At 68.8% G+C, this 21,079-nt stretch carries 24 protein-coding genes; 16 read left to right on the top strand and 8 right to left on the bottom strand.

The window, feature by feature from the left end:
* Nucleotides 1-51: 51 nt before the first annotated feature.
* Genes JLI01S_RS01860 through JLI01S_RS01840 form a run of 5 tightly spaced genes read right to left on the bottom strand, consistent with a single transcriptional unit; the run spans nt 52 to nt 4,012 of the window.
* Nucleotides 52-648 carry an energy-coupling factor transporter transmembrane component T family protein gene (locus JLI01S_RS01860; RefSeq protein ID WP_068259007.1) on the bottom strand — a complete coding sequence of 199 codons (597 nt, stop codon included), beginning with the start codon at nt 646-648 and terminating at the stop codon, nt 52-54.
* Nucleotides 645-1,334 carry an energy-coupling factor ABC transporter ATP-binding protein gene (locus JLI01S_RS01855; RefSeq protein WP_068259006.1) on the bottom strand — a complete coding sequence of 230 codons (690 nt, stop codon included), beginning with the start codon at nt 1,332-1,334 and terminating at the stop codon, nt 645-647. The genes JLI01S_RS01860 and JLI01S_RS01855 overlap by 4 nt, the downstream gene beginning before the upstream one ends.
* Complete coding sequence (locus tag JLI01S_RS01850) at nt 1,328-2,461, bottom strand: thiolase family protein (RefSeq protein ID WP_068259005.1); 1,134 nt, start codon at nt 2,459-2,461, stop codon at nt 1,328-1,330. Before JLI01S_RS01850 ends, JLI01S_RS01855 begins: the two co-directional genes overlap by 7 nt.
* Nucleotides 2,458-3,435, bottom strand: a complete 978-nt coding sequence (locus JLI01S_RS01845) for an AMP-binding protein (protein WP_068259004.1) — start codon at nt 3,433-3,435, stop codon at nt 2,458-2,460. Before JLI01S_RS01845 ends, JLI01S_RS01850 begins: the two co-directional genes overlap by 4 nt.
* The gene (locus tag JLI01S_RS01840) at nt 3,422-4,012 is read right to left on the bottom strand and encodes a biotin transporter BioY (RefSeq protein WP_068258997.1); all 591 of its coding nucleotides are present in this window, start codon (nt 4,010-4,012) and stop codon (nt 3,422-3,424) included. The genes JLI01S_RS01845 and JLI01S_RS01840 overlap by 14 nt, the downstream gene beginning before the upstream one ends.
* 237 nt (nt 4,013-4,249) lie before the next feature.
* On the opposite strand from JLI01S_RS01840, the gene JLI01S_RS01835 reads away from it, so the two are divergent.
* The 8 genes from JLI01S_RS01835 (at nt 4,250) to JLI01S_RS01800 (ending at nt 9,633) form a co-directional block, all read left to right on the top strand.
* Nucleotides 4,250-5,479: a TadA family conjugal transfer-associated ATPase gene (locus JLI01S_RS01835; RefSeq protein ID WP_068258995.1), complete on the top strand. Its 1,230-nt coding sequence runs from the start codon at nt 4,250-4,252 to the stop codon at nt 5,477-5,479.
* On the top strand, nt 5,476-6,345 hold the full coding sequence (locus JLI01S_RS01830) for a type II secretion system F family protein (protein WP_068258993.1): 870 nt from the start codon (nt 5,476-5,478) through the stop codon (nt 6,343-6,345). Before JLI01S_RS01835 ends, JLI01S_RS01830 begins: the two co-directional genes overlap by 4 nt.
* A complete protein-coding gene (locus JLI01S_RS01825; RefSeq protein ID WP_174521299.1) occupies nt 6,342-7,295 on the top strand; it encodes a type II secretion system F family protein in 954 nt (317 codons plus the stop codon). The genes JLI01S_RS01830 and JLI01S_RS01825 overlap by 4 nt, the downstream gene beginning before the upstream one ends.
* A gap of 33 nt (nt 7,296-7,328) precedes the next feature.
* Nucleotides 7,329-7,553, top strand: a complete 225-nt coding sequence (locus JLI01S_RS01820; protein ID WP_068258991.1) for a hypothetical protein — start codon at nt 7,329-7,331, stop codon at nt 7,551-7,553.
* On the top strand, nt 7,550-7,945 hold the full coding sequence (locus JLI01S_RS01815) for a TadE/TadG family type IV pilus assembly protein (protein ID WP_068258989.1): 396 nt from the start codon (nt 7,550-7,552) through the stop codon (nt 7,943-7,945). Before JLI01S_RS01820 ends, JLI01S_RS01815 begins: the two co-directional genes overlap by 4 nt.
* A complete protein-coding gene (locus tag JLI01S_RS01810; protein WP_068258987.1) occupies nt 7,942-8,397 on the top strand; it encodes a TadE/TadG family type IV pilus assembly protein in 456 nt (151 codons plus the stop codon). The genes JLI01S_RS01815 and JLI01S_RS01810 overlap by 4 nt, the downstream gene beginning before the upstream one ends.
* 50 nt (nt 8,398-8,447) lie before the next feature.
* Entirely contained in the window at nt 8,448-8,876 is a 429-nt protein-coding gene (locus tag JLI01S_RS01805; RefSeq protein ID WP_245634489.1) for a pilus assembly protein TadG-related protein, read from the top strand.
* Between the two features lie 436 nt (nt 8,877-9,312).
* A complete protein-coding gene (locus JLI01S_RS01800) occupies nt 9,313-9,633 on the top strand; it encodes a hypothetical protein (RefSeq protein ID WP_068258984.1) in 321 nt (106 codons plus the stop codon).
* Between the two features lie 390 nt (nt 9,634-10,023).
* On the opposite strand, the gene JLI01S_RS01795 is transcribed toward JLI01S_RS01800, so the two are convergent.
* Complete coding sequence (locus JLI01S_RS01795; RefSeq protein WP_068258983.1) at nt 10,024-10,965, bottom strand: GlxA family transcriptional regulator; 942 nt, start codon at nt 10,963-10,965, stop codon at nt 10,024-10,026.
* A gap of 107 nt (nt 10,966-11,072) precedes the next feature.
* On the opposite strand from JLI01S_RS01795, the gene JLI01S_RS01790 reads away from it, so the two are divergent.
* From JLI01S_RS01790 to JLI01S_RS01755, 8 genes are all read left to right on the top strand, one after another.
* On the top strand, nt 11,073-11,384 hold the full coding sequence (locus JLI01S_RS01790) for a putative quinol monooxygenase (RefSeq protein ID WP_006247389.1): 312 nt from the start codon (nt 11,073-11,075) through the stop codon (nt 11,382-11,384).
* Nucleotides 11,385-12,368: 984 nt separating this feature from the next.
* Nucleotides 12,369-13,694: an ISL3-like element ISPfr2 family transposase gene (locus JLI01S_RS01785; protein WP_068258982.1), complete on the top strand. Its 1,326-nt coding sequence runs from the start codon at nt 12,369-12,371 to the stop codon at nt 13,692-13,694.
* A gap of 267 nt (nt 13,695-13,961) precedes the next feature.
* Nucleotides 13,962-15,287, top strand: a complete 1,326-nt coding sequence (locus tag JLI01S_RS01780) for an AI-2E family transporter (protein WP_068258977.1) — start codon at nt 13,962-13,964, stop codon at nt 15,285-15,287.
* Between the two features lie 154 nt (nt 15,288-15,441).
* Nucleotides 15,442-16,554: a peptide chain release factor 2 gene (prfB, locus tag JLI01S_RS01775; RefSeq protein ID WP_068258975.1), complete on the top strand. Its 1,113-nt coding sequence runs from the start codon at nt 15,442-15,444 to the stop codon at nt 16,552-16,554.
* Nucleotides 16,555-16,808: 254 nt separating this feature from the next.
* Nucleotides 16,809-17,357, top strand: coding sequence for a hypothetical protein (locus JLI01S_RS01770; protein ID WP_068258973.1), 549 nt, complete (start codon nt 16,809-16,811; stop codon nt 17,355-17,357).
* A complete protein-coding gene (locus JLI01S_RS16830; protein WP_157074780.1) occupies nt 17,345-18,223 on the top strand; it encodes a hypothetical protein in 879 nt (292 codons plus the stop codon). The genes JLI01S_RS01770 and JLI01S_RS16830 overlap by 13 nt, the downstream gene beginning before the upstream one ends.
* A 151-nt stretch (nt 18,224-18,374) precedes the next feature.
* On the top strand, nt 18,375-18,614 hold the full coding sequence (locus tag JLI01S_RS01760) for a hypothetical protein (RefSeq protein WP_068258970.1): 240 nt from the start codon (nt 18,375-18,377) through the stop codon (nt 18,612-18,614).
* 693 nt (nt 18,615-19,307) lie between these two features.
* Nucleotides 19,308-19,568, top strand: a complete 261-nt coding sequence (locus JLI01S_RS01755) for a hypothetical protein (protein ID WP_068258966.1) — start codon at nt 19,308-19,310, stop codon at nt 19,566-19,568.
* A gap of 8 nt (nt 19,569-19,576) precedes the next feature.
* Here JLI01S_RS01755 and JLI01S_RS01750 read toward each other — a convergent pair whose 3' ends face one another.
* Both JLI01S_RS01750 and JLI01S_RS01745 read right to left on the bottom strand, forming a co-directional pair.
* Nucleotides 19,577-20,485 carry a hypothetical protein gene (locus tag JLI01S_RS01750; protein WP_068258964.1) on the bottom strand — a complete coding sequence of 303 codons (909 nt, stop codon included), beginning with the start codon at nt 20,483-20,485 and terminating at the stop codon, nt 19,577-19,579.
* Entirely contained in the window at nt 20,482-21,069 is a 588-nt protein-coding gene (locus tag JLI01S_RS01745; protein ID WP_157074779.1) for a hypothetical protein, read from the bottom strand. Before JLI01S_RS01745 ends, JLI01S_RS01750 begins: the two co-directional genes overlap by 4 nt.
* Between the last annotated feature and the right edge of the window lie 10 nt (nt 21,070-21,079).

Here is a 21,079-nt window from a genome sequence, read left to right as displayed (position 1 = left end):
AGGTCGATCGGCCTCGTCCGTGTCGTGGGTTGTCCACAGGCCCGCTCCGGCTCAGTCGTCGAAGCCCCTCGCTGCGAGGGCGTCCCCCATGGCGTCAGCTCGCCGCAGAGCGCCCACGATGAGGGGGACCGCGAAGGCGCGTGGGCTCGCACCCAGCCCCCGGGCGTGCTGTGCCTCGCGCACCCGCCTGCCCAGGTCGATGACGAGCGGCACGGCCCGGGTGGCCAGCTGCAGCATCAGGCCGACTCGCTCGGGATTGACCCCGACCCGTCGCAGCGGGCTGCAGACGCGGACGACGACGTCGATGAGGTCGCTGGTGCGGGTCGACAGGGTCACCAGGTTGGCCAGCAGCACCAGGGCGACGAGGACCCCGACGATGACGAAGGCTCGCTCCCACCCGGCCACGACGGTCTGGAAGACGCCGAGAGGCACCATCACGAAGAGGAGCGGCCGCAGCATCTGCAGAAGCACCCGCGGTGGCATCCGCGCGATGGCGTAGCCCGCCACCACGAGGGCCAGCGCCGCGGCGGTCACCACGCTCGACCGGACGAAGGGAGAGGCCAGGCCCGCGAGCAGGAGTCCGGCGAGCTTGGCCCCGGCCGGCAGTCGGTGCAGGAGGGAGTCACCGTCGCGGTAGAGCCCGATCACCGGCCGCGGTCCATGAGGTCGAGGTAGAGAGCGATCGAGTCCGCTGGGGTGCCGTCGTGCACGAGGCGGCTGTCGTCGAAGACGAGCACCCGGTCGAAGTCGGTGAGCAGGTCGAGGTGGTGCGTCACGAGGACGACCTGCTGGGGGAGGGCCCGGACCGCGTCGGCGACCCGACGGGCATTGCGGATGTCGAGCAGTGTCGTCGGCTCGTCCATGACGAGCAGGTCGGGCTCGGTCACGAGCACGGCCGCCAGGGCGAGCAGCTGTTTCTGCCCGCCGCTCAGCAGGTGCGCGGGATGGTCGCCACGACCGGCGAGCCCGTGCGCCGTCAAGGCGGCGTCGACGCGGGCAGCGATCTCCCCCTTCGTCAGTCCGCGGCGTCGCAGGGAGAAGGCGACGTCCTCGGCGACGGTCGGCATGACGATCTGCGCGTCGGGGTCGGTGAAGCAGAAGCCGACGCGTTGGCGCACCTCGCGGCCATGCTTCGCCGTGTCGATCCCGTCGAGCGTGACCGTGCCGTGCTCGGGCACGACCAGCCCGTTGAGCATCCGGGCGAAGGTCGACTTGCCCGACCCATTGGCACCGATGACACCGATCCGAGGCTCGTCGAGTCGGACCGTGAGATCGCGCAGCACCGGTGTGCCGCCGTCGAACCCGTGCGTCACGCCCGTGACATCGATCAACATGCCTGCACCACCATCGCGACTCCTTGACCGCCGCCGGCAGCGATGGCGGCCAGGCCGATCCCACCCCGTGCGCGCTGGGTGACGAGCTGGTGGAAGAGCCGCACGGCGAGCACGGCACCGGATGCGCCCCACGGGTGGCCGAGGGCGAGCGCTCCGCCGTCCGGGCACACGCGAGCGGCGTCCAGTCCGAGCTCGTCGCAGCAGGCGAGGATCTGCCCGGCGAAGGCTTCGTTGAGCTCGATGACGTCGATCTCGTCCAGGCCCACGCCAGCCTGCTCGAGGGCGACGTGTGTGGCCGGGACGAGGCCGCGACCGGGGCGGTTGGGCTCGACCCCAGCGGTCGCGGTGGCGAGGATGCGCAGCCCGGGCACCTCGAGGCGGGCGCGTGTCGTCTCGTCGACGACGGCCACGACAGCGGCGCCGTCGCTGATCCCGCAGGAGTTGCCGGCGGTCACGGATCCACCTGTGCGGAAGGCCGGTCGCAGCCTCGCCAGCTTGTCGACGGTGAGCGTCGGCTTGGGCCGGTCATCACGCGCGACCCCGTCGACGGCGACGATCTCGTCGTCGAAGCGCCCCGCCTCGCGAGCCGTCACGGCCCGTGCGTGCGAGCGGGCGGCGTACTCGTCCTGGCGCTCCCGGATGATGCCGGCCTCCTGGGCCAGCAGGTCGTTGGCCAGGCCCATCTCCGGGTCGTCCCACCCGGCAGGAGCGAAGGGGGCCCGTTCGTACCGCACGGGGTCGGCGCCGTCGACGGGTGGCCAGTGCCGCCACGGGGCGGTGCTCACCGACTCCACGCCTCCGGCGAGCACGGCGTGGGCACCGCCGCGCACGAGCTGCGCGGCGATGTCGATGGCGGCCAGTCCGCTGGCGCACTGTCGGTCCACGGTCAGCGCGGGGACGTGGACGGGCAGCCCGGCGGCCAGTGCCGCGGAGCGGGCGACATTGCCGCCGGGCCCCATGCAGTTGCCCAGGATGACGTCCGAGATCTCGTGTGCCGCAAGGCCGGAGCGCTCGAGGGTGGCGGCGAGGACGGGGCCGGCGAGCTGGTCAGCGCTCCGGCTGGACAGGGAGCGACCGGCCGTCCCGATGGGGGAGCGGGTCGCTGCGATGATGACGGGGTGGGTCATCGCGTCGCCTCGAGAGCCACGCGCACGGCTGCCCGGTCGACCTTGTGGTTGGCGGTCACGGGGAGCGGGTCGAGGTGCATCCAGCGGCGCGGACGCTGCGCGGGGGCCAGCTGCTCGCGGGCGAGGGAGGTCAGGCGGGGCACGTCACCAGCATCGGTCACCGCCGCCGCGACCACCTCACCGAGGTCGGGGTGCGGGAGGCCGATGACCACGACCTCGCCGGCGGCCAGGGGGCGCAGCACGCGCTCGATGTCGGCGATGCTGACGGTCGCGCCGGCGGTCGTGATGCCGCCGGATCGTCCGTGGACGACGACCCGGCCATCGACGATCTCGCCGCGGTCACCGACGGTGGTCCAGCCCCCTTCGGTCTGCAGCTGGTGCTCCGGCTCGCGGTAGCCACGGCTGACGAAGGGGGAGCGGACCCACAGCTGGCCGTCGCGGGCGTCGACGCCGACGCCGGGGAAGGGACGCAGTGCGTCAGCGTGCTCGCCCCAGGCGACGAGCGAGAGCTCGGATGCGCCGTAGTAGTGGTGGGTCCGGCCCCCGGCGTCCGCCACGTGCTCGGCAGTGCGCGCGTCGAGCCGGTCGCCGGCGACGACCAGCTGGCGGCCGGAGAGGTCGGCGCCGTCGGCGAGCAGACGGTGCAGGGCGGCGGGTGTCAGGTGAGCGTGGGTGGCCTCGTGGAGGAAGTCGACGCGCGTCGCTCCGGACCACTGCGTGTGGACGGCGGCGAAGAGGTTCATGGTCGCGGTCATCGGTCCGGGGATCCACACGCGGCTGTCCTCCGTCGTCCCGGTGAGCTCGCTGACGTCGACGAAGGAGTCCGTCCACGAGGACGTCGTGCGCACGATCGTGCGGGGGCGGCCGGAGGTGCCGGACGTCGGCAGCGCGACGGGCCGACCCGTGCGGTGGGCATCGAGGAAGGCGGCGACGGGATCGGCCGTCGACAGCACCTCCAGCTCAGACGAGGACATCCTCACGCGCCGTACGGCGGGAACGGATGAGCCCGGGGTAGGCGGCGTGCACCCCCTTGGCGACGACGGCGCAGATGACGGCCTTGACGAGGTCGCCCGGCATGAAGGGCGCAGCCGCCACGAATGCGGCGCCCACGCCGAGGTCGGCGCGCAGGATCATGCCGATGACGCCGAGCAGGTTGAGCAGGAGGACCCCGCCCACGATGTTGATGCCGATGCCGGCAGCGACGCGGTAGGGCGTGCCCATCGCATTGGTCATGACGCCGACGACGAAGGCCGCGATCGGGTAGCCGATGAGATAGCCGACGCTCGGCCCGGCGAAGACCCCGAGGCCGCCACGGCCGCCGGCGAGGAGCGGGAGGCCGAGCGCGACGAGCGCGAGGAAGACCAGGACGGCCAGGCCGCCTCGACGACCGCCGAGGATGGCGCCGGCGAGCATGATGCCCAGCGACTGCGCGGTGATCGGGACGGCATTGCCGAAGGGAGCGACCGCCGGGATGAGGCCGAGGACGGCGATGATGCCGGCGAAGGTGGCGATCTGGGCCAGGTCGCGGCCGGTGTGACGCTGCGGGGACAAGGGGTGCCTTCCGGGTCTGGGGACGGCCCGCGGGTGGGTTGTGGCGCACGGGACGTCCGGTCTCGGGCACCGATCATGGCACGATCCGGAGCATTTGCCGAACGGTGTTCAGTTGGTGGTTGTCCACAGCCCTGCAGATTCTCGAGATGCGAAGTCTGTACAAATCGCTAGCGTTTCTGGTCGGTGGGCCGGGGAGGTTTGCCCACGACACAGCGATGCAGGAGCGAAGGGGGAGGCGTGGACGCCGTCGAGACCGTCGAGACCGAGGTCCGCGAGCTCATCCGACGCTCGGGGGTGGACCCGGTCCGCGAGAGCGCAGAGGTCGCCGATCTCGTCCGGGCTGCCGTCACCGACTACGACGAGCGGGCCATCCAAGGCGGTCTGCCGCTGCTCGGCAACTTCGAGGCCGCCGTAAAGTCGGTCCTCGACACGGTCGCGGGCTTCGGTCCGCTGCAGCGCTACTTCGACGACCCGCTCGTCGAGGAGATCTGGATCAACAGCCCCAGCCAGGTCTTCGTCGCCCGCAATGGTGTCTCGGAGCTGACGAGCACGGTCCTGACTGCCGATGAGGTGCGCGATCTCGTCGAAAAGATGCTCAAGTCATCCGGCCGCCGGATCGACCTGTCCTCTCCCTTTGTCGACGCGACGCTGCCGGACGGCAGCCGACTGCACGTCGTCATCCCTGACATCACGAGGGAGAACTGGGCGGTAAACATCCGCAAGTTCGTCGTCAAGGCAGACCATCTCGATGACCTCGTCCGCCTCGGCACGCTGACCAAGGAGGCCGCCAACTTCCTGCAGGCCGCCGTGGCCGCCGGGCTCAACGTCCTCGTCGCGGGAGGGACCCAGGCGGGCAAGACGACTCTGCTCAACTGCCTGTCCGCGGCCATCCCGGCCCGCGAGCGGGTCGTGACGTGCGAGGAGGTCTTCGAACTCAAAATCCCGATGCGGGACGTGGTCTCGATGCAGTGTCGGCAGTCCAACCTCGAGGGCATGGGCGAGATCCCACTGCGCCGCCTGGTCAAGGAGGCGCTGCGCATGCGCCCCTCCCGCATCATCGTGGGTGAGGTGCGCCAGGCGGAGAGCCTCGACCTGCTCATCGCCCTCAACTCCGGTCTGCCGGGGATGTGCACGATCCACGCCAACTCGGCCCGTGAGGCCGTGACCAAGATGTGCACCCTGCCCTTGCTGGCGGGTGAAAACGTCGGGTCCCGCTTCGTCGTGCCCACCGTCGCAGGCTCCATCGACCTCGTCGTCCACGCGGCGCTCGAGGCGGACGGGACGCGCAGGGTCCGCGAGATCGTCGCACTGCCCGGGCGTATCGAAAACGACGTCGTCGAGATCAGCGACATCTTCACCACGCGTGACGGGCGGCTCGTCCGCGCTGACGGCTATCCGCCCCATCGTGATCGCTTCGCTCGGGCGGGCTACGACGTGGCGGCGCTCCTGACGGGTGGGCCCTCATGACCGGTGTCGTGATCGGTGCGCTCTTCGGTGGCGGCCTCTTCCTCCTCTGGTGGTCCATGTGGCCGCAGGAGGAGCGGGAAGCGCCAGCGCGCCACGACAACAAGGTCCTTCGGCGTCTGCGTGACGAGCTCGCGCAGGCTGGATACCGAGGCATCGGTCCGGCTGGCCTGCTCGCGGCCTGCGCGATCGCCTTCTTCCTGGTCTTCGTCACCGGCGTCGCACTCACCAGGGTCCCGTCCATCGCTCTCTGTTTCGCCGTGATGGCCGGGTGGGCACCGGTTGCCGTCGTGAGCATGCGGGCGCGGTCGCGCCGCGCCCATCTGAGGGACCTGTGGCCGGACGCGGTCGACAACGTCACGTCGGCCGTGCGAGCCGGACTGGCGCTCCCAGAGGCACTGGCCCAGTTGTCTGTGCGGGGCCCGGAGGAGCTGCGGCCGGCATTCGCCGAGTTTGCCAGCGACTACCGCACGACGGGTCGGTTCAACGACTGTTTGGACCGGCTGAAGGATCGCCTGGCAGACCCCGTCGGGGATCGGCTCGTCGAGTCCCTGCGCATCGCCCGTGAAGTGGGCGGCTCGGACCTCGGCTCGCTGCTGCGCACCCTGTCGACCTTCCTGCGCGAGGACGCCCGGACCCGCAGCGAGCTGGAGACGCGGCAGTCGTGGACCGTCAACGCGGCCCGCCTGGCGGTGGCAGCTCCGTGGCTGGTCCTGGCCCTGCTCTCCACGCGACCGGAGTCGGTCCAGGCGTACAACACGTCCAGCGGAGTCCTGGTCCTCGGCGTCGGCGCTGCGACGACCTTCATCGCCTACCGGGTCATGGTCCGGATCGGGCGGCTCCCCGAAGAGGAGCGGGTGCTGCGATGACCGATCTCGTGCACTCCATCGGTCTGGGGCGCAGCGGCGCCCTCCTCGGCCTCTTGGTCGCCCTCGGTCTGGCGCTCGTCTACCAGGGCCTGCCACGGCACCGCCGCGCGACCTTGGACGACCGGCTCGCGCCCTACCTGCGTGACACGCCCAAGCCCTCACGGCTGCTGGCCATCGACGACGTGTCGCTGATCGCGGTCATCCCGACGGTGCTGCGACCGCTGGTGACCGACCTCGCCCAGCGGGTCGAGTCAGTCCTCGGTGGAACCGCCTCCGTGCGTCGTCGCCTGCTGCGGGCCGGCCGGAAGCCGGACACCGACCACTTCCGGGCCGAGCAGGTCGTGTACGGCTTCGCCGGTGCGGTCCTCGGAGGCATCCTCGGCATCGTCTACGTGACTGGCAAGGGTCGCTCACCGATCTTCCTGCTCGTGCTCGTCCTGCTGGGCTTCGCCATCGGGGTCGTCATGCGCGACACCCTGCTCAGTCGCGAGGCCGACCGCCGCGAGGCCCGGATGCTCGCTGAATTCCCTACGGTCGCCGAGCTGCTCGCGCTCGCGGTCGGTGCGGGGGAGGGGGCTGCCGGTGCCCTCGAGCGAGTTGTCCGCCTCTCTGGCGGTGAGCTGTCTGACGAGGTCGGTCGATGCCTCGCGGATGCCCGCGCCGGCGCGAGCCTGCCGTCAGCGTTGCAGGGCCTCGCGGACCGGACCGGACTGACCTCACTGGCCCGGTTCGTCGACGGCATCGTCGTCGCGGTCGAGCGCGGCACCCCCTTGTCCGACGTCCTGCGAGCCCAGGCGCAGGACGTCCGCGAGCAAGGACGCCGGCTGATCATGGAGGCCGGTGGCAAGAAGGAGATCGCGATGATGGTGCCGGTGGTCTTCGGTGTCCTGCCGGTCACGATCCTCTTTGCTCTGTTCCCGGGCCTCGGCTTCTTCCAGTTCCAGATGTGACCAGACAGCACCACGCCACCAAGGAGATTGCACATGACTGACCCACTCATCAAGGCTCACGTCCGCCTGGCCGGGACCCTCCGTCGCGCGGCGGCCCGATGGGATGACGAGACGGGCGATGTCCCCGGCTGGGTCCTCATCACCCTGATGACGGCAGCCCTCGTCACCGGGATCTGGGCGATCGCGGGCGAACAGCTGAAGGACATGTTCGAGAGTGCCCTCAATGGCGTCACCGGGCCCGACCAGGTCCACGATTGAGCGGTGCCCGGCGCTTCGGCGATGACCGCGGATCGGCCGTCGTCGACTTCACCCTGACCTCGACGCTGCTCCTCTTCGTCTTCCTTGCGGTCTTCCAGCTGGGGCTGGCCCTGCACGTGCGCAACACGCTCATCTCGTGTGCGAGCGAGGGCGCGAGGTACGGCGCCCGCCAGGGCTCGTCGGCGGAGCAAGGCGCGGCCAGGACTCGCGACCTCATCGGTCGGTCGTTGTCCCCGAGGTACGCCCGCAGCGTGAGTTCCAGGACCGCGACGACGAGATCGGGTGTCGAGGTGGTCGTCATCGATGTGGCAGCACCAGTGCCGGTCGTCGGGCTGATCGGTCCCGGTGACGGTTTCGATGTATCGGGCCGAGCCTTCCTGGAGTCTCAGTGAGCAGCCACCTCCCGTCGACCCGCGACCGCCTGGCTGACGAAGGGGGGACCGCCGTCATCGAGTTTGTCTGGTTGGCAGTCCTGCTGCTCGTTCCCCTCATCTACCTCGTCCTGTGTTTGACACGGCTCCAGGCTGGCTCCTATGCGGTGACCCAGGCGGCACGCGAGTCGGCCCGGGCATTCGTCACCGCGACGGATGACCCGTCGGCCAGGGTTCGCTCCCAGGCCGCAGCGGACATCGCCTTCGAAGACCAAGGGTTTTCCGGCGGCGGCTCCCTCGCGGTGAGCTGCTCGGGGACTCCGTGCCTGACACCGGGGGAGTCGGTGACGACGCAGGCAGCGGTCAGTGTCCCCCTTCCGCTCGTCCCGGCCTTCCTCGGCGACGCGGTGCCCCTGGGGATCCCGGTCTCGGCGTCACAGGTGGCTCCCGTCCCGCGCTATGAGGTCCGATGACCTCGCTGCGCGCCCTGGTGCGCACGAGGTGTCGCGACGACCAAGGGCAATTGAGCATCCTCATCCTCGGCCTGACCGTCATCGCGATGACGCTGATCATCGGAGGGCTGGCGGTCACCTCCGTGCAAATCTCCCGGATGCGGTTGCTCGACGCGGCCGACTCCGCAGCGCTCGGCGCCACCGACGACGGCGCCGAGCAGATCTATGTCGGAGGGGTGGGCCGTGACCTCCCCCTCGATGACGCCGGTGTCCGTGAGAGCGCAGCAGCCCACCTGTCCGAGCGTTCGCGGCCCCACGGTCTGGAGAGCTGGGCCGTGGCACCGGGCACCGGCAGCCCGGACGGTCGCACTGCGGTCGTGGTGCTCACGGGCGAGGCAGACCTGCCCCTCATCGGCGGGCTGCTGCAGTCGATGGGTGGCTCGGTCACGGTGACGGTCGAGTCGCGGGCTCGGGCTGACGTGGTCACTGCGCCGCGATGACTTGTCCCGGCGTCCGTGTGGGCGAAGTTGTTGGCCCAGCGCGGTGCACGCACGCAGCAGACGCTTGCGTTGTGGGTGACCAGCACCGTGAGTCCCCGACGACCCAGGACCAGCAGATGCTCCGGCGCTGGGCGGATGGCACGCCCGCATACCGGATCTCGCAGGAGAGCTGTGCGTCGCCCACTCGAGGGTCCAGGATCGACTGACGGAGACGCCTCTGCGGCTGATCGCGCCTCACCTGGAGGATCTACCGCGGAGGGTGCAGGCCCGAGCCGCCGGGGTGGAGGACGACGTCATCGCAGAGTTGTCTGGCACCACGCCTACCGTGGCGTCGTTGGCACTGGACGGGTGGCCGAGGTCGCGAGCGAAGCACGCATCACCCGAGAGTGTCGTCGAGGCACATTGCTGCTGGCGGGCAGGTGGCTCGCGCGCCGAGGTGGCCCAGGCGCTCGGCGTCCCATTGGAGCGATTGGTCAAACAGCTGCACACCGGTGAGAGCGAGTTGTTGCCGCGCCGGCTGATGAGCACCGATCTGCGGGAGCGCTTCGGATGGGCTTCTTCTTCGACGGTGTCGCTCTACCGCCGCAAGGGTCGGTTGCCAGCGCCGGACGGTCGAGACGGTCAGCGCGACTGGTGGTGGGAGACGACCATCGACGCGTGGGAGACCGAGCACGAGCTGTCGTGGTGCCGACCCTGCAGCCACGCGTTCGTCACCAAGGTTGGCTTGAAGGAGCACCGCACGCGCGTGCACGACTGATGCACGAGGTGCGCTAACACAGGGTGCTGGGTGCCCTCCTGTCAGCTGAAGTGCTCCTTCAAGCGCGTGGTGTCGTCAGCAGTCCCTCCATCCGAAAGACCTCGACGTGACCGACGCTACCCCGCCGGCCGGCCTCGGCCGCCCTGATCTGACCGCCTTCGCGTCTCATCCCAATCGACCCTGATCGGGTCTGCTGACCCCCTCGACGAGAACGCAGCGACATCACAGCCACCCAACCCCGACCGGACGGGAAGCCGGGGCACGTCACATGGCCTGTGCTGCGGGCGTGTCGAGTGGGTCGTCCAGGGGCGACGCAGGAGCGTCGACGCGACGTGCTGAGAGGTGGTTCCAACCGGGCGCTAGGACACCGGCTACAGGCATGGCGATAGGTCAGGAACGGCGTCGCTCCCTGCGCAGGAGGGAGCGCAGAGTCTCGGCGTTCGCGTAGCCGACCCGTAGCGCGATCTCGGCGGAGGTGAGGTCCGTGGTTGCTGAGAGGTGCCGAGCTCGTTCGATGCGAAGCCGTTGGACGAAGCCGAGCGGAGTGAGGTTGAGCGCCGCACGGACTCGTCGTTCGAGGGTGCGCCGGCTGGTGCCGAGCGACTGCGCGACGAAGGCGACGTTGAACGGTTCGTCCAGGCGGGCGCGCACGAAGCGTTCGAACTCGACGACGATCGGGTCCTCGTGCCGGAGATGTTCGTAGGCGACGAAGGCCGCCTGCGACGGACGCTCGTCGATGATGAGGAGCTTGGCGACATGTTGGGCCAGGTCGGGGCTGATCGATCGCACGAGTGAGAGCGCGAGGTCGATGTGGGCGAACGCGGCGCCGGCGGTGACGAGGTTCCCGTCCACGACGACCATGGTGTCGAGATCGAGGGCGACGGTCGGATAGCGCTTCAGGAACTCCGGCCCCAGGAACCAGCTGGTCGTCGCCCGCCGATGATGCATCCGTCCGGTCTCGGCGACGGCGAACACGCCGGTGCACGCCGCGGCGATCCGGGTGGTCGCGTCGTCGAGGCGCCCGAGCGAGGCGATGACCGAACGAGCATCTCGGCTCTGGAGGGCGTCGTTGGTAGCGGCGGCCGTGAGGGTTCCAAGCGCAGGGACGACGACCACGTCGAACTCTCCGGACTCCGACAGCGGGTGGTCAACCGACAGGGTCATCGATGCCGTCGTGGTCACTCGCCGTTTCGGTCCGAGGATGGCGAGTTCGATCGGGTCGATCCGCGGGTCGATATCGCCGCGGGCTCCGTCGGCCACCCGCATGATGTCGATGACCGACGCGACAGCCGAACCGAAGCAGCCGTCGATCGCGATCAGTCCGATGCGCATGGCGCGAACAATAGCAATACTGTCGTATACGCCACTCCCCATCGGCCCTCGCTCGTCATACGCTGAACTCGCCCCACGAAGAACCCCGACTTCCAGGAGAACCCCTCATGTCCACACCCGCATCACTTCCGTATGCCTTCGTCGCCAAGATCGTCGCGGCCGATGGACAGCACGACGCGCTCGCCGATCTGCTCGCCGGCGCTGTCGCACTCGCCAACGAAGAAGTGGGAACGATTGTCTGGTTCGCGGCTAGAACCCACGCCGACACCTTTTGGATCTTCGATGCATTCCCCGACGAGGCCGCTCGCGACGCCCACGCCAACGGCGCCATCGTCGCAGCCCTGATGGCCAACCAGCACCTCCTCGGCGCAGCACCCGAGATCCTGGCGGCCGACGTCCTCGCGTCCAAGCTCCCGTAGTCCGCCAACGCACGAGACGATCGCGCCCCGCCGAGCCGTCGGACCCGACCGCCTCGACACCCGCACCACGTTGACGATCCCCGACGGGCCGATCACGAGGGGGGCCAGGCCACACCAGGCGCAAGCCTGGAGCGGCAATGGTTCACCGGTGGTCATCGAGAGAGCCAGCGCGGTTCCATGGCAGCGCAACTGTGTCAACTTGCCCTCCGTCCCGCTAGGCGCCGTGGGCGGGTCTTGGTTGCGATCCGTTGCCGTGACGGGAGACGCGTTGCGCGTCGCAGCGATGACGGGTCGTTGGCGTTCCGGGGCGTTGCGTTCGTGCGCGTCGCCCGTGCGGCATGGAACATCTCGCTGCGCACACAACGATCGCTGCGCCGACGCACCGTTGACCTCGCACGTCCAGGTCGCGACACAACGCCGCGTTGCCGAGCGGAGCGAGGCCTATCGGCACACGGACAGGATGCCGGCCGCGAGCGCTCAGCCGGCGAGGGGTCCGTCGCAGAGGAGAGCGACGTCGGTGTCGGGCAGAGCCGTGAGGCCAGCGCATCGCGCGACCACCAGAACCGAACCGCCCCTGCCCTGCGTTTCCGCAGGTCAGGGGCTGTTCGCCAGAGCCGCCTGTCGGAATCGAACCGACGACCTAATCACGTCGGCTTTGCGTCTATCCCTTGATGCGCCCACTGGGCGAACGAGCCGCTGACCTGCGCAAACGCCGAGAGTGGGGGGCGCCGCCATCCGGTGGTGACCGACGACGACCGACCAGTACCGACCGTTTCACCGGAGCTTGCGGCGGCGTCGAAGCCGAGCAAGCTCCATTCTTTTAGCTCACCGCGCCCTCCTCCTAGCCGGTCCCGTCGTCGTCGAAGACGTTTCAGGGGTTTCCCCGATGACGGTGTAGGTCGGCCGGGCGCGTCGGTCCGCAGATAGACGTCGAGGTCTCCCGACGACGGAGGTTCCTACGCCATCCATCCGAAAGACCTCGACGTGTCCGACGCTACCCCGCCGGCCGGCTTCGGCCGCCCTGACCTGACCGCCTTCGCTCGACTCGACGGCCTCGGTCTGAGCGTGACCGGGCAACGACTTGAACCGGATCGTGCGGTCCTCGCGTGCCGCGTGGTGGAACCAGATCAGTGGTGCCGACGGTGCGGCAGCGAAGGCGCTGCTCGTGACACCGTGATCCGGCGGTTGGCCCACGAGCCGCTGGGCTGGCGACCGACCGTGCTGGAAGTTGTAGTGCGCCGCTACCGCTGTGCCGACTGCGGACACGTGTGGCGCCAAGACACCAGCGCCGCGGCGGAGCCACGCGCGAAGCTCTCGCGCACCGGGCTGCGGTGGGCGCTGGAAGGGATCGTGGTCGCACACCTCACCGTCGCCCGTGTCGCCGAGGGACTCGGGGTCGCGTGGGACACCGCCAACAACGCGGTCCTGGCCGAAGGCAAGCGGCTGCTGATCAACGACCCCACGCGGTTCGAGGGCGTGAAGGTCATTGGCGTCGATGAGCACGTCTGGCGCCACACCAGGCGTGGCGACAAGTACGTCACCGTGATCATCGACCTCACCCCGGTCCGCGATGGCGCCGGCCCAGCGTGGCTGCTGGACATGGTCGAGGGCCGGTCGAAGGCGGCGTTCAAGACCTGGCTCGCCGACCGCGACGACGCCTTCCGTGACGCGGTCGAGGTGGTCGCGATGGACGGCTTCACCGGGTTCAAGACCGCCGCTGCAGAGGAGATCCCGGACTCGGTCACGGTGATGGATCCCTTCCACGTCGTGGGCTTGGCCGGTGACGCCCTCGACACGTGCCGGCGCCGGGTCCAACTCGCGATCCACGGGCGCCGTGGGTTCAGGGACGACCCGCTCTACAAGTCGCAGCGCACGCTGCACACCGGCGCGGACCTGCTCACCGACAAGCAGAGCGACAGGCTACGCGCGCTGTTCGTTGATGACGCTCACGTCGAGGTCGAGGCGACCTGGGGTGTCTACCAGCGCATGATCGCCGCCTATCGCCACGAGGACCGGCAACGTGGCCGCGAGCTCATGGAGAAGCTGATCACCGACCTCAGCGCCGGCGTCCCCAAGGTGCTCACCGAGCTCACCACCCTGGGCCGGACCCTGAAGAAGCGAGCCGCTGACGTGCTCGCCTACTTCGAACGACCCGGCACCAGCAACGGGCCGACCGAGGCGCTCAACGGACGGCTCGAACACCTGCGCGGCTCCGCACTCGGGTTCCGCAACCTGACCAACTACACCGCCCGAAGCCTGCTCGAGACCGGCGGCTTCAGACCCCAACTTCTACACCCCCGATTGGGATGAGCCCTTTTAAGACACAGGCGCGTGGCTGCCGTGGGTCCGGGTACACCACCCAGAAGAGAGATCAGGACTGCGGGACTGTTGCGTCGCCCGAGCCCAGGTCTGCAGGAGGTCGATGTGCGGCCCCGTCTCGGTGACCCTCGCGTCTTGGGCCCGGGCCGCAGTGGCCACCGAGCAACCACGACCCGACAGCGGTCCCACGAGACTGCTCGAGGTGACACGATGACGTCGCGGGATGACCGCACCATTCGTCCGGGGAGAGGTGTACGCGTGGAGCAAGAGCGGTCCGAGGACCAGCCGCTGACTGAGGCGGCTGAGGCGGAGGAGGTCGACGCGTCATCCGAGCCCGTGCCCACGGAGCCGGCCCCCACGGAGTCGGACGAGGACCTGCCGGCCGAAGACACGGACGAGGTCGTCCACACCAGCGAGGGTGAGGTCCTCGACGAGGACGAAGGGGCGGCCGACGCCGAGACGATCCCCGTGAGCGAGGTGCGCACTCCCGCGCCGCATCACGAGCACGACGACATGCGACCGACCGCGCGTGTCTCGCTGCCACCCACGCTCACCCTCCTGCTCGGCCTGGCCGCGACCGTCATCGCGATCGCCGGACTCAAGCAGGTCGCGGGCATCATCGCCCCGACCTTCCTCGCCGCCACGCTGATCATCGCCGTCTACCCGATCTACAAGGTGCTGCGTCGTTTCCTCGGGGGAGCGATCGCTGGGCTGCTGCTCATCGTGATCCTCTACGGGATCCTCGCGGCACTCGGCGCATCGATCGGGATCGCCGCCAGCAAGTTCGCGTCCGAGCTGGCCAAGCCGGAGTACACCAGCACCTTCACCGGCTTGGTCTCCGATGGGCGCGACTTCCTGACGTCCAAGGGGATCGAGGCCCAGGAGATCGACGACGCGATCGCCAACTTCGACCTGCGCAACCTCACCGGCTTGGCCAGCTCGCTGGCCAACACGGTCACCGGGTTGACCACGACCATGCTCTTCCTGCTCACCGTGATGATCTTCCTCGTCATGGACGCCGGTGGGTTCGCGCGGCGGCTCGCGGCGATCCACCGCCACAAGCCCGATGTCGCCGATGCGCTCGTCGACTTCGGCTACCGGGTGCGCAAGTACTGGATCGTCTCGACGGTCTTTGGCGTCATCGTCGCCGTCATCGATTACATCGCGCTGATGTGGCTGGGGGTACCGCTGGCGATGACCTTCGGCTTGCTGTCCTTCGTGACCAACTACATCCCCAACATCGGCTTCGTCCTCGGCCTGATCCCGCCCGCCTTCATCGCGCTGCTCTCGGGTGGGGTGTCGACGATGGTGTGGGTCATCGTCGTGTACTGCGTCGCCAACTTCCTCATCCAGACGATCCTGCAGCCGAAGTTCACGGGTGACGCGGTGGGGATCAACGGCAGCACCGCCTTCTTGTCGTTGATGTTCTGGGCCTATGTCTTCGGGGCGCTCGGTGCCCTGCTCGCGATCCCCTTCACGCTCCTCTTCAAGAGCCTGCTCATCGACCGCGACCCCAGCGCGCGGTGGGTCAACCAGTTCATCTCCAGCTCCCCGGAGGAAGGGGTCAGCGCGCAACCGCGGTAGCCCCACCTGTGTGGACCCGTGGAGGGGACGGTCCCGCGTTGCGCGTGGATCGGTCCCGGACCTCATCGAGTGGCTCCAGGGACTCGCTGGAGCACCCGAGGGCCGGCGGCGGGGGTGGTGGCCCGTCTCCGTGCCTGCCGTAAGGTGGCGTGCTGTGGCTGTCGACTTCGAGACCGAGATCAAAAACCTCCGCACGACCATGGGCTCGGTGCGCGAGGTCACGAACGTGCCTGCTCTCGAGGTGCAGATCGCCGACCTGGAGGAGCAAGCCGCCGCCCCCGACCTGTGGGATGACCCGGACAAGGCCCAGGGCGTGACCTCGGCCCTGTCCCGCGCCAACCACGAGCTCGAGCGCATCAACACCATGGACGCGCGCATCGACGACCTCGAGGCCCTCGTCGAGCTCGGCCAGGAGGAGCGCGACGCCGAGACGCTGGCCGAGGCCGAGGCCGAGCTGACCAAGATCACCAAGGCGGTCGGCCTGCTCGAGGTCCGCACGCTGCTGTCGGGGGAGTACGACGAGCGCTCGGCCGTCGTGACGATCCGCGCCGGCGCCGGTGGCGTCGATGCCGCGGACTTCGCCGAGATGCTCATGCGCATGTACTTGCGCTGGGCCGAGCGGCACGGCTACCCGACCAAGGTCATGGACACCTCCTACGCGGAGGAGGCGGGGCTGAAGTCCGCCACCTTCGAGGTCAACGTCCCCTACGCCTACGGCAACCTCTCGGTCGAAGCAGGGACCCACCGCCTGGTGCGCATCTCGCCCTTCGACAACCAAGGCCGTCGTCAGACCTCCTTCGCCGCCGTCGAGGTCATCCCGCTCATCGAGGGCACCGACTCCATCGACATCCCCGACAACGAGCTGAAGATCGATGTCTTCCGCTCCTCGGGCCCCGGTGGCCAGTCGGTCAACACCACGGACTCGGCCGTGCGCATGACGCACATCCCGACCGGCATCGTCGTGTCGATGCAGAACGAGAAGTCGCAGATCCAGAACCGCGCCGCAGCCCTGCGCGTCATGCAGTCTCGACTGCTCCTGGCGAAGAAGGCCGAGGAGGCCGCCGAGCGCAAGGAGCTCGCTGGCGACGTCAAGGCGACGTGGGGCGACCAGATGCGTTCCTACGTGCTGAACCCGTACCAGATGGTCAAGGACCTGCGCACCGAGCACGAGACCGGTAACCCGTCCGGTGTCTTCGACGGTGAGATCGACGCCTTCATCGAGGCGGGCATCCGCTGGCGCATCGAGCAGGCCAAGTCCGAGGACTGAGCCGGCTGCCCGTCGCCAGACGGGTAGTCCTCCCCACTGCGCATGTGCCTGATTGCCCCTAGCGTGGGGAGCAACAAATGGGCGTGTAACGGGCTCGGTCACCCGACGTCCGCGACGTGCAGGATGCGCTGGAACATCGCCTGCGATGGGTTGGACTGGGCTCGGGGACTCTGTATCCTCGGCCGAGAACGGGGAGGATGCTGATGCGCGAAGTGCGCGAATTGACGGGGGCGGCCGCCCTGTGCGCTGCCCTCATGACGACGGTGGCCGGGTGTGGTGACAACGGCGGCGGCGAGACGACAGAGTCTTCGACCACGTTCTCCAGCAGCACCTCGTCGCAGCCCACCTACGACGAGGACCACGTCATGGACCAGGTCCAAAAGGCCAACACGGCCTTCAACGCCGTCGAACCGAACGCGACGATCCCTGACACGGCGGCTTGGGCCACGGCTGCGTACCGGAAGAAGTACAACGATGGCCTGGCCGAGTACCGGGACATCGGGGCTGTCGTGAAGGGGAAGGTCAGCTCATCGTCCCTCCACCTCGCGTCGTCGAAGCCCGACGCACCCGGGGGATGGGACGTCACCGTCTACAACTGCGCCGTGTCGACCCAGCGTGTGTACATCGACGGCAAGGACGCTACGACAGATCCGGAGAACCCGGCAGAGACGCTCCCCAAGGGGCCCCGGCACGAAGTGTTCCTGGACAGCTACACGACACCCGATGGCGGTAAGACATGGCAGTTGAACAACACTCAGCTCGTGAAGGGCAAGAAGGCAGAGGAGTCGCCATGCGCAGACTGATTGCCGGGGTATTCGCCACCATTGTCGTGCTCGCATCTGCATCCGCAGCATCGGCGGACGTGACCACCTCCACCAAGCAGTGTGGATCGTGGGTGACCGTGGGGCGGACCAGCGTCTTCGTCGTCAAGGAATGCCCCCAAGATGGTCCGTCGCGTGAGGGGGAGCACGGGGATCCCCCCGGAGACGCGGGCGATGACTCTCGCACAGGAGGCGGCGATGGCTCGTCGAAACCCCCTCGGCGCACGGTGACGCGCGAGGTGTACAACGAACTCTTGGACAACTGCAGGCGGGGACCGAACCGTGACGCGCTGTCGATCCAGTGCGTGGCAGGGTTGCCGGACGTAGCGGAAGACGCCGACCCGGCTACGCCGGGGACGCCGCCTCTGACGGTGAATCAGGTGCGTCAGGTCGCGATTGCTCGCATCAACATGGGGGCGCCGGAAATCGGCGCGTCCCCGTGTCTGTCCGCGCCGGGTGCGTGTCGTGGCACGGTGGGTGTGCCGGTGTGGTTGTGGGTCGGTGATGGCACGGGTTCGTTGCCGTCGGAGTCGGCGACGGTGACTGCGGGTCCGTACACGATCACGGCGACGGCGAAGGTGTCGAAGGTGAAGTGGTCCCTGGGCGATGGTCAGAGCGTGACGTGTGACGGCGTAGGGACGGCGTACGACCCCGAGCGTGATGGCTGGTCTTCACCGGCATGCGGTTTCGACGCCGGGTGGAAGCAGAGCGGCACGCACACGTTGACAGCCACGTACGTCTGGGAGATCACGTGGTCGGGCTCTGCTAGGGGATCGGCAACACAGAACCTGTCAACGACCGAGCAGGTCACGGTGGGTGAGCTGCAGAGCGTGGCGACGACGGGCTGACCCAGAGGGGAATCCTCCCCAGTGCGTGCGCCCAGCGGTCTGCCCATGGCGACGTGACAGGTACCGCGCGGACGACCTACGAGAGGAAGTCGATGCGTCACGCGAGCCATCTGATCGCGGTCTGTCCGGTCCTCATGCTCAGCCTCGCCGGATGCGGCGGAGGTTCCGACGCCAACGACTCCACCACGAGTTCGTCGTCCGTGCCGACTGGATCAGCGATCGCTACCGCCAGGCGTACAACGACAACCTCGCGAAGCTGAAGAAGGCCGGCGTCACGACCAAGGGCAAGGTCGAGACCACCTCGATGCACGTGGCCGAGTCGGACCCCGATGCCGCGGGTGGGTGGGAGTTGTCCATGTACGTGTGCGTCGTGAGCACCGTCCGGCTATGACACAGCGGGCAAGGACGTCACCTCCTATCCCGATGACACCAGCAAGCCCCTGCCCAAGGGGCGCCACGAGGCTGTCTACCTCCGTAGCCATGTGACCTCGGACGAGCGGGAGTCTTGGCAGGTGGATCGGTCGCAACGACTGACCGGCAAGGAAGCGAAGGAGGCGTCGTGCGACGACACGTGATGGCCCTGACTGTGGCGATCGGTGTGCTCGCGGGACCATCGGCGCACGCCGCCACCGCCGTCGGCCTCCACACTGAGGCCAGCACCGAGGTGTCCAAGCGGGGCAGGGGGGGCAGCGGCTTCGACCTGGAGAGGGGCGGGTCTGCTCCAAGCGGAGTCCACGCGCACTGTCAGGTCCCCGGCCACCCATGGCGGACACCAGGGTGGCGGGTCCGCGGCCGAGGGCGCGGAAAGCGCCCTGTCCGTCCAGGATCGGATGACCCAGGCCCAGTGGATCGGAGCCTGTATGGGAGCCGCGGCAGGCAACCCGTTCGCCGTCCCGCTCGTCCCGATCTGCGCTGGCGTCGTGCCGACGGATGCCGGGGCCGGGCAGGCCGCGGCCACGTCGGCTGCCGTCGTGCGTCAGATCGCTCTGGCTGGGCAAGATCGAGATGCCGGCACCTGCCGTCGGACTCCGCGTCTGCGACAGCCGGGCCGTTCTCGATCACGGCGACGGCGAGGGTGTCGAAGGTGAAGTGGTCGCTCGGTGACGGGCAGACGACGGTGTGCGAGGGAACGGGGACCCCGTACGACAAGGATGTGCACGGGTGGTCCGCGCCGGACTGCGGGTTCGAGGCAGGGTGGAAGGCCGCGGGTACCTACACGTTGACGGAGTCATACGTGTGGGAGATCTCGTGGTCAGGCGACGAGAGGGGATCGGCGACCCAGACGCGGTCGTCGACCGAGCAGGTCACCGTCGGGGAGCTGCAGAGCGTGGCCACGACCAGCTGACGGTCGCGTCAGCCTCTCTTGGAGGTGACCGCCTGGTACTCGCCCACCGTGACCTGCTCGGTCGAGGTGCGCGTGACCGTGGTGCTGCCGGTTGCGTCCCCGCCGAAGGTCACGTCGTAGGTGATGGTCGCGGTGGCGGTGTAGTTGCCGGCCTTGGTGTAGCCGTTGGGCAGCCCGCAGTCGGGGCTCGAGGCCCAACCCATGCTCGAGGTGTAGGGCGTACCGGCACTGGTGCAGGTGACCGACTGACCGTCACCGAGTGACCACACCACCTTGGACGGCTTGGCGCTGACGCTCACGGTGAGATCTCCTGCGCTGGCGCTGTCGCTGTAGGTCCTCCACTGGTTGCCCTCCAGCCAGAACCACACCGGGACACCGACGGTGCCCTTGCAGCCCGCGCCCGCGCAGGGCGCAGAGCCCATGGCAGGCTTGGGGAGCGAGATCTTGGCCATGGCCATCGAGATGACCTGCTCGATGGTCACCCTCGGAGCGGTGGGGGCCTCGGGGGTCTCCTCGTCCTCGCAGGCCTCGTAGGCGTAGGGGACGACGAGGACGCCACACGGCGGTGGCCCTGCGGGCTCTCCGGTGATCGGGTTGAAGGCGCCGGGGTCCTGCCTCTCCCACTCTGCCAGTGCCGCCTCGCGGTCGTAGTCGTTCATGTCGAACGACGGCTCGTACCCGGGCTCGGAGGGACCGCTCGGGGTGGTGCCCGTGGATGGAGCTTGTGGGGACGAGGTCTCCTCGGACCCAGGCTCCTCGGTCCGCGTCTCCTCGTGGGACACGGCGATCGTGGTGCAATTTCCCTGCTCGTCGCAGACCTGCTTCGTCTCATGGTGGGCCTGAGCGGGCGCAGCCGTGGCCAGCGCCATCGCCGCGGGCAGGAGAGCGCAGGCAGCCATCCGGGAGATCGTCATCATGATGCTTCCTTGTCCAGGTCGCAGGTTGACTTGTAGCCGACCTCGGTGGCGCTGACCTGCCAGTCGGAGGAGGTCGTCGCACGCTCGAAGGTGATCAGGTTGACCATCTCGGTGCCGTCCTTGATCGGTTTGCCGTTGCGATCGGTGCGGAGGTTGGTCCCGGCGGGGACGGTCTCGGTGCCGTTGTCGTAAGCCTTCTTGGCAATGAGCTGCCGGTGGACCTCATAACAGACCTCGACCGTCGCCTTGGTGTCGGAAGAGGTCCTGGTCTCACTCGCCGTGAGCTCGTCCTTGCCCCTGACGGTCACAGCGGGAAAGACCTTGGCCGACTCGGCCTGTCGCTCGTAGGACTCGGCGCCCAGCACCGCCTTGAGCTCCGTGCTCGGGGGCTCGGACGGGTTGGCCTCGTTGCTCAGGCGCCAGTAGTCGCGGAAGACCTCAGCGACCTGGACCTCACCGGCATCCTTGGACGGAAGGGGGGAGGTCGCCGACTCCTCGGACTCCGCTTGTCCTCCGCACGCGCTGGCCAAGAGACCGGTCGCGGCGATGACGCCTGCGGTGACCATCGTCCGAGCGGCAATCACGTGCTGTCTC

Origin of the sequence: Janibacter limosus NBRC 16128 (genome assembly GCF_001570985.1) — a bacterium.
Classification (GTDB): domain Bacteria; phylum Actinomycetota; class Actinomycetes; order Actinomycetales; family Dermatophilaceae; genus Janibacter; species Janibacter limosus.
Note: the sequence above shows the minus strand (reverse complement) of the source record. Positions and strands in the feature narration are given on the sequence as shown.

What these genes read in the sequence shown, in the direction of transcription:
- JLI01S_RS01855 (WP_068259006.1), bottom strand. Translation starts at nt 1,334, where the DNA reads ATGTTGATCGATGTCACGGGCGTGACGCACGGGTTCGACGGCGGCACA.
- JLI01S_RS01850 (WP_068259005.1), bottom strand. Translation starts at nt 2,461, where the DNA reads ATGACCCACCCCGTCATCATCGCAGCGACCCGCTCCCCCATCGGGACG.
- JLI01S_RS01845 (WP_068259004.1), bottom strand. Translation starts at nt 3,435, where the DNA reads ATGTCCTCGTCTGAGCTGGAGGTGCTGTCGACGGCCGATCCCGTCGCC.
- JLI01S_RS01830 (WP_068258993.1), top strand. Translation starts at nt 5,476, where the DNA reads ATGACCGGTGTCGTGATCGGTGCGCTCTTCGGTGGCGGCCTCTTCCTC.
- JLI01S_RS01825 (WP_174521299.1), top strand. Translation starts at nt 6,342, where the DNA reads ATGACCGATCTCGTGCACTCCATCGGTCTGGGGCGCAGCGGCGCCCTC.
- JLI01S_RS01820 (WP_068258991.1), top strand. Translation starts at nt 7,329, where the DNA reads ATGACTGACCCACTCATCAAGGCTCACGTCCGCCTGGCCGGGACCCTC.
- JLI01S_RS01795 (WP_068258983.1), bottom strand. Translation starts at nt 10,965, where the DNA reads ATGCGCATCGGACTGATCGCGATCGACGGCTGCTTCGGTTCGGCTGTC.
- JLI01S_RS01790 (WP_006247389.1), top strand. Translation starts at nt 11,073, where the DNA reads ATGTCCACACCCGCATCACTTCCGTATGCCTTCGTCGCCAAGATCGTC.
- JLI01S_RS01770 (WP_068258973.1), top strand. Translation starts at nt 16,809, where the DNA reads ATGACGACGGTGGCCGGGTGTGGTGACAACGGCGGCGGCGAGACGACA.
- JLI01S_RS16830 (WP_157074780.1), top strand. Translation starts at nt 17,345, where the DNA reads ATGCGCAGACTGATTGCCGGGGTATTCGCCACCATTGTCGTGCTCGCA.
- JLI01S_RS01760 (WP_068258970.1), top strand. Translation starts at nt 18,375, where the DNA reads ATGCGGCGGAGGTTCCGACGCCAACGACTCCACCACGAGTTCGTCGTC.
- JLI01S_RS01750 (WP_068258964.1), bottom strand. Translation starts at nt 20,485, where the DNA reads ATGATGACGATCTCCCGGATGGCTGCCTGCGCTCTCCTGCCCGCGGCG.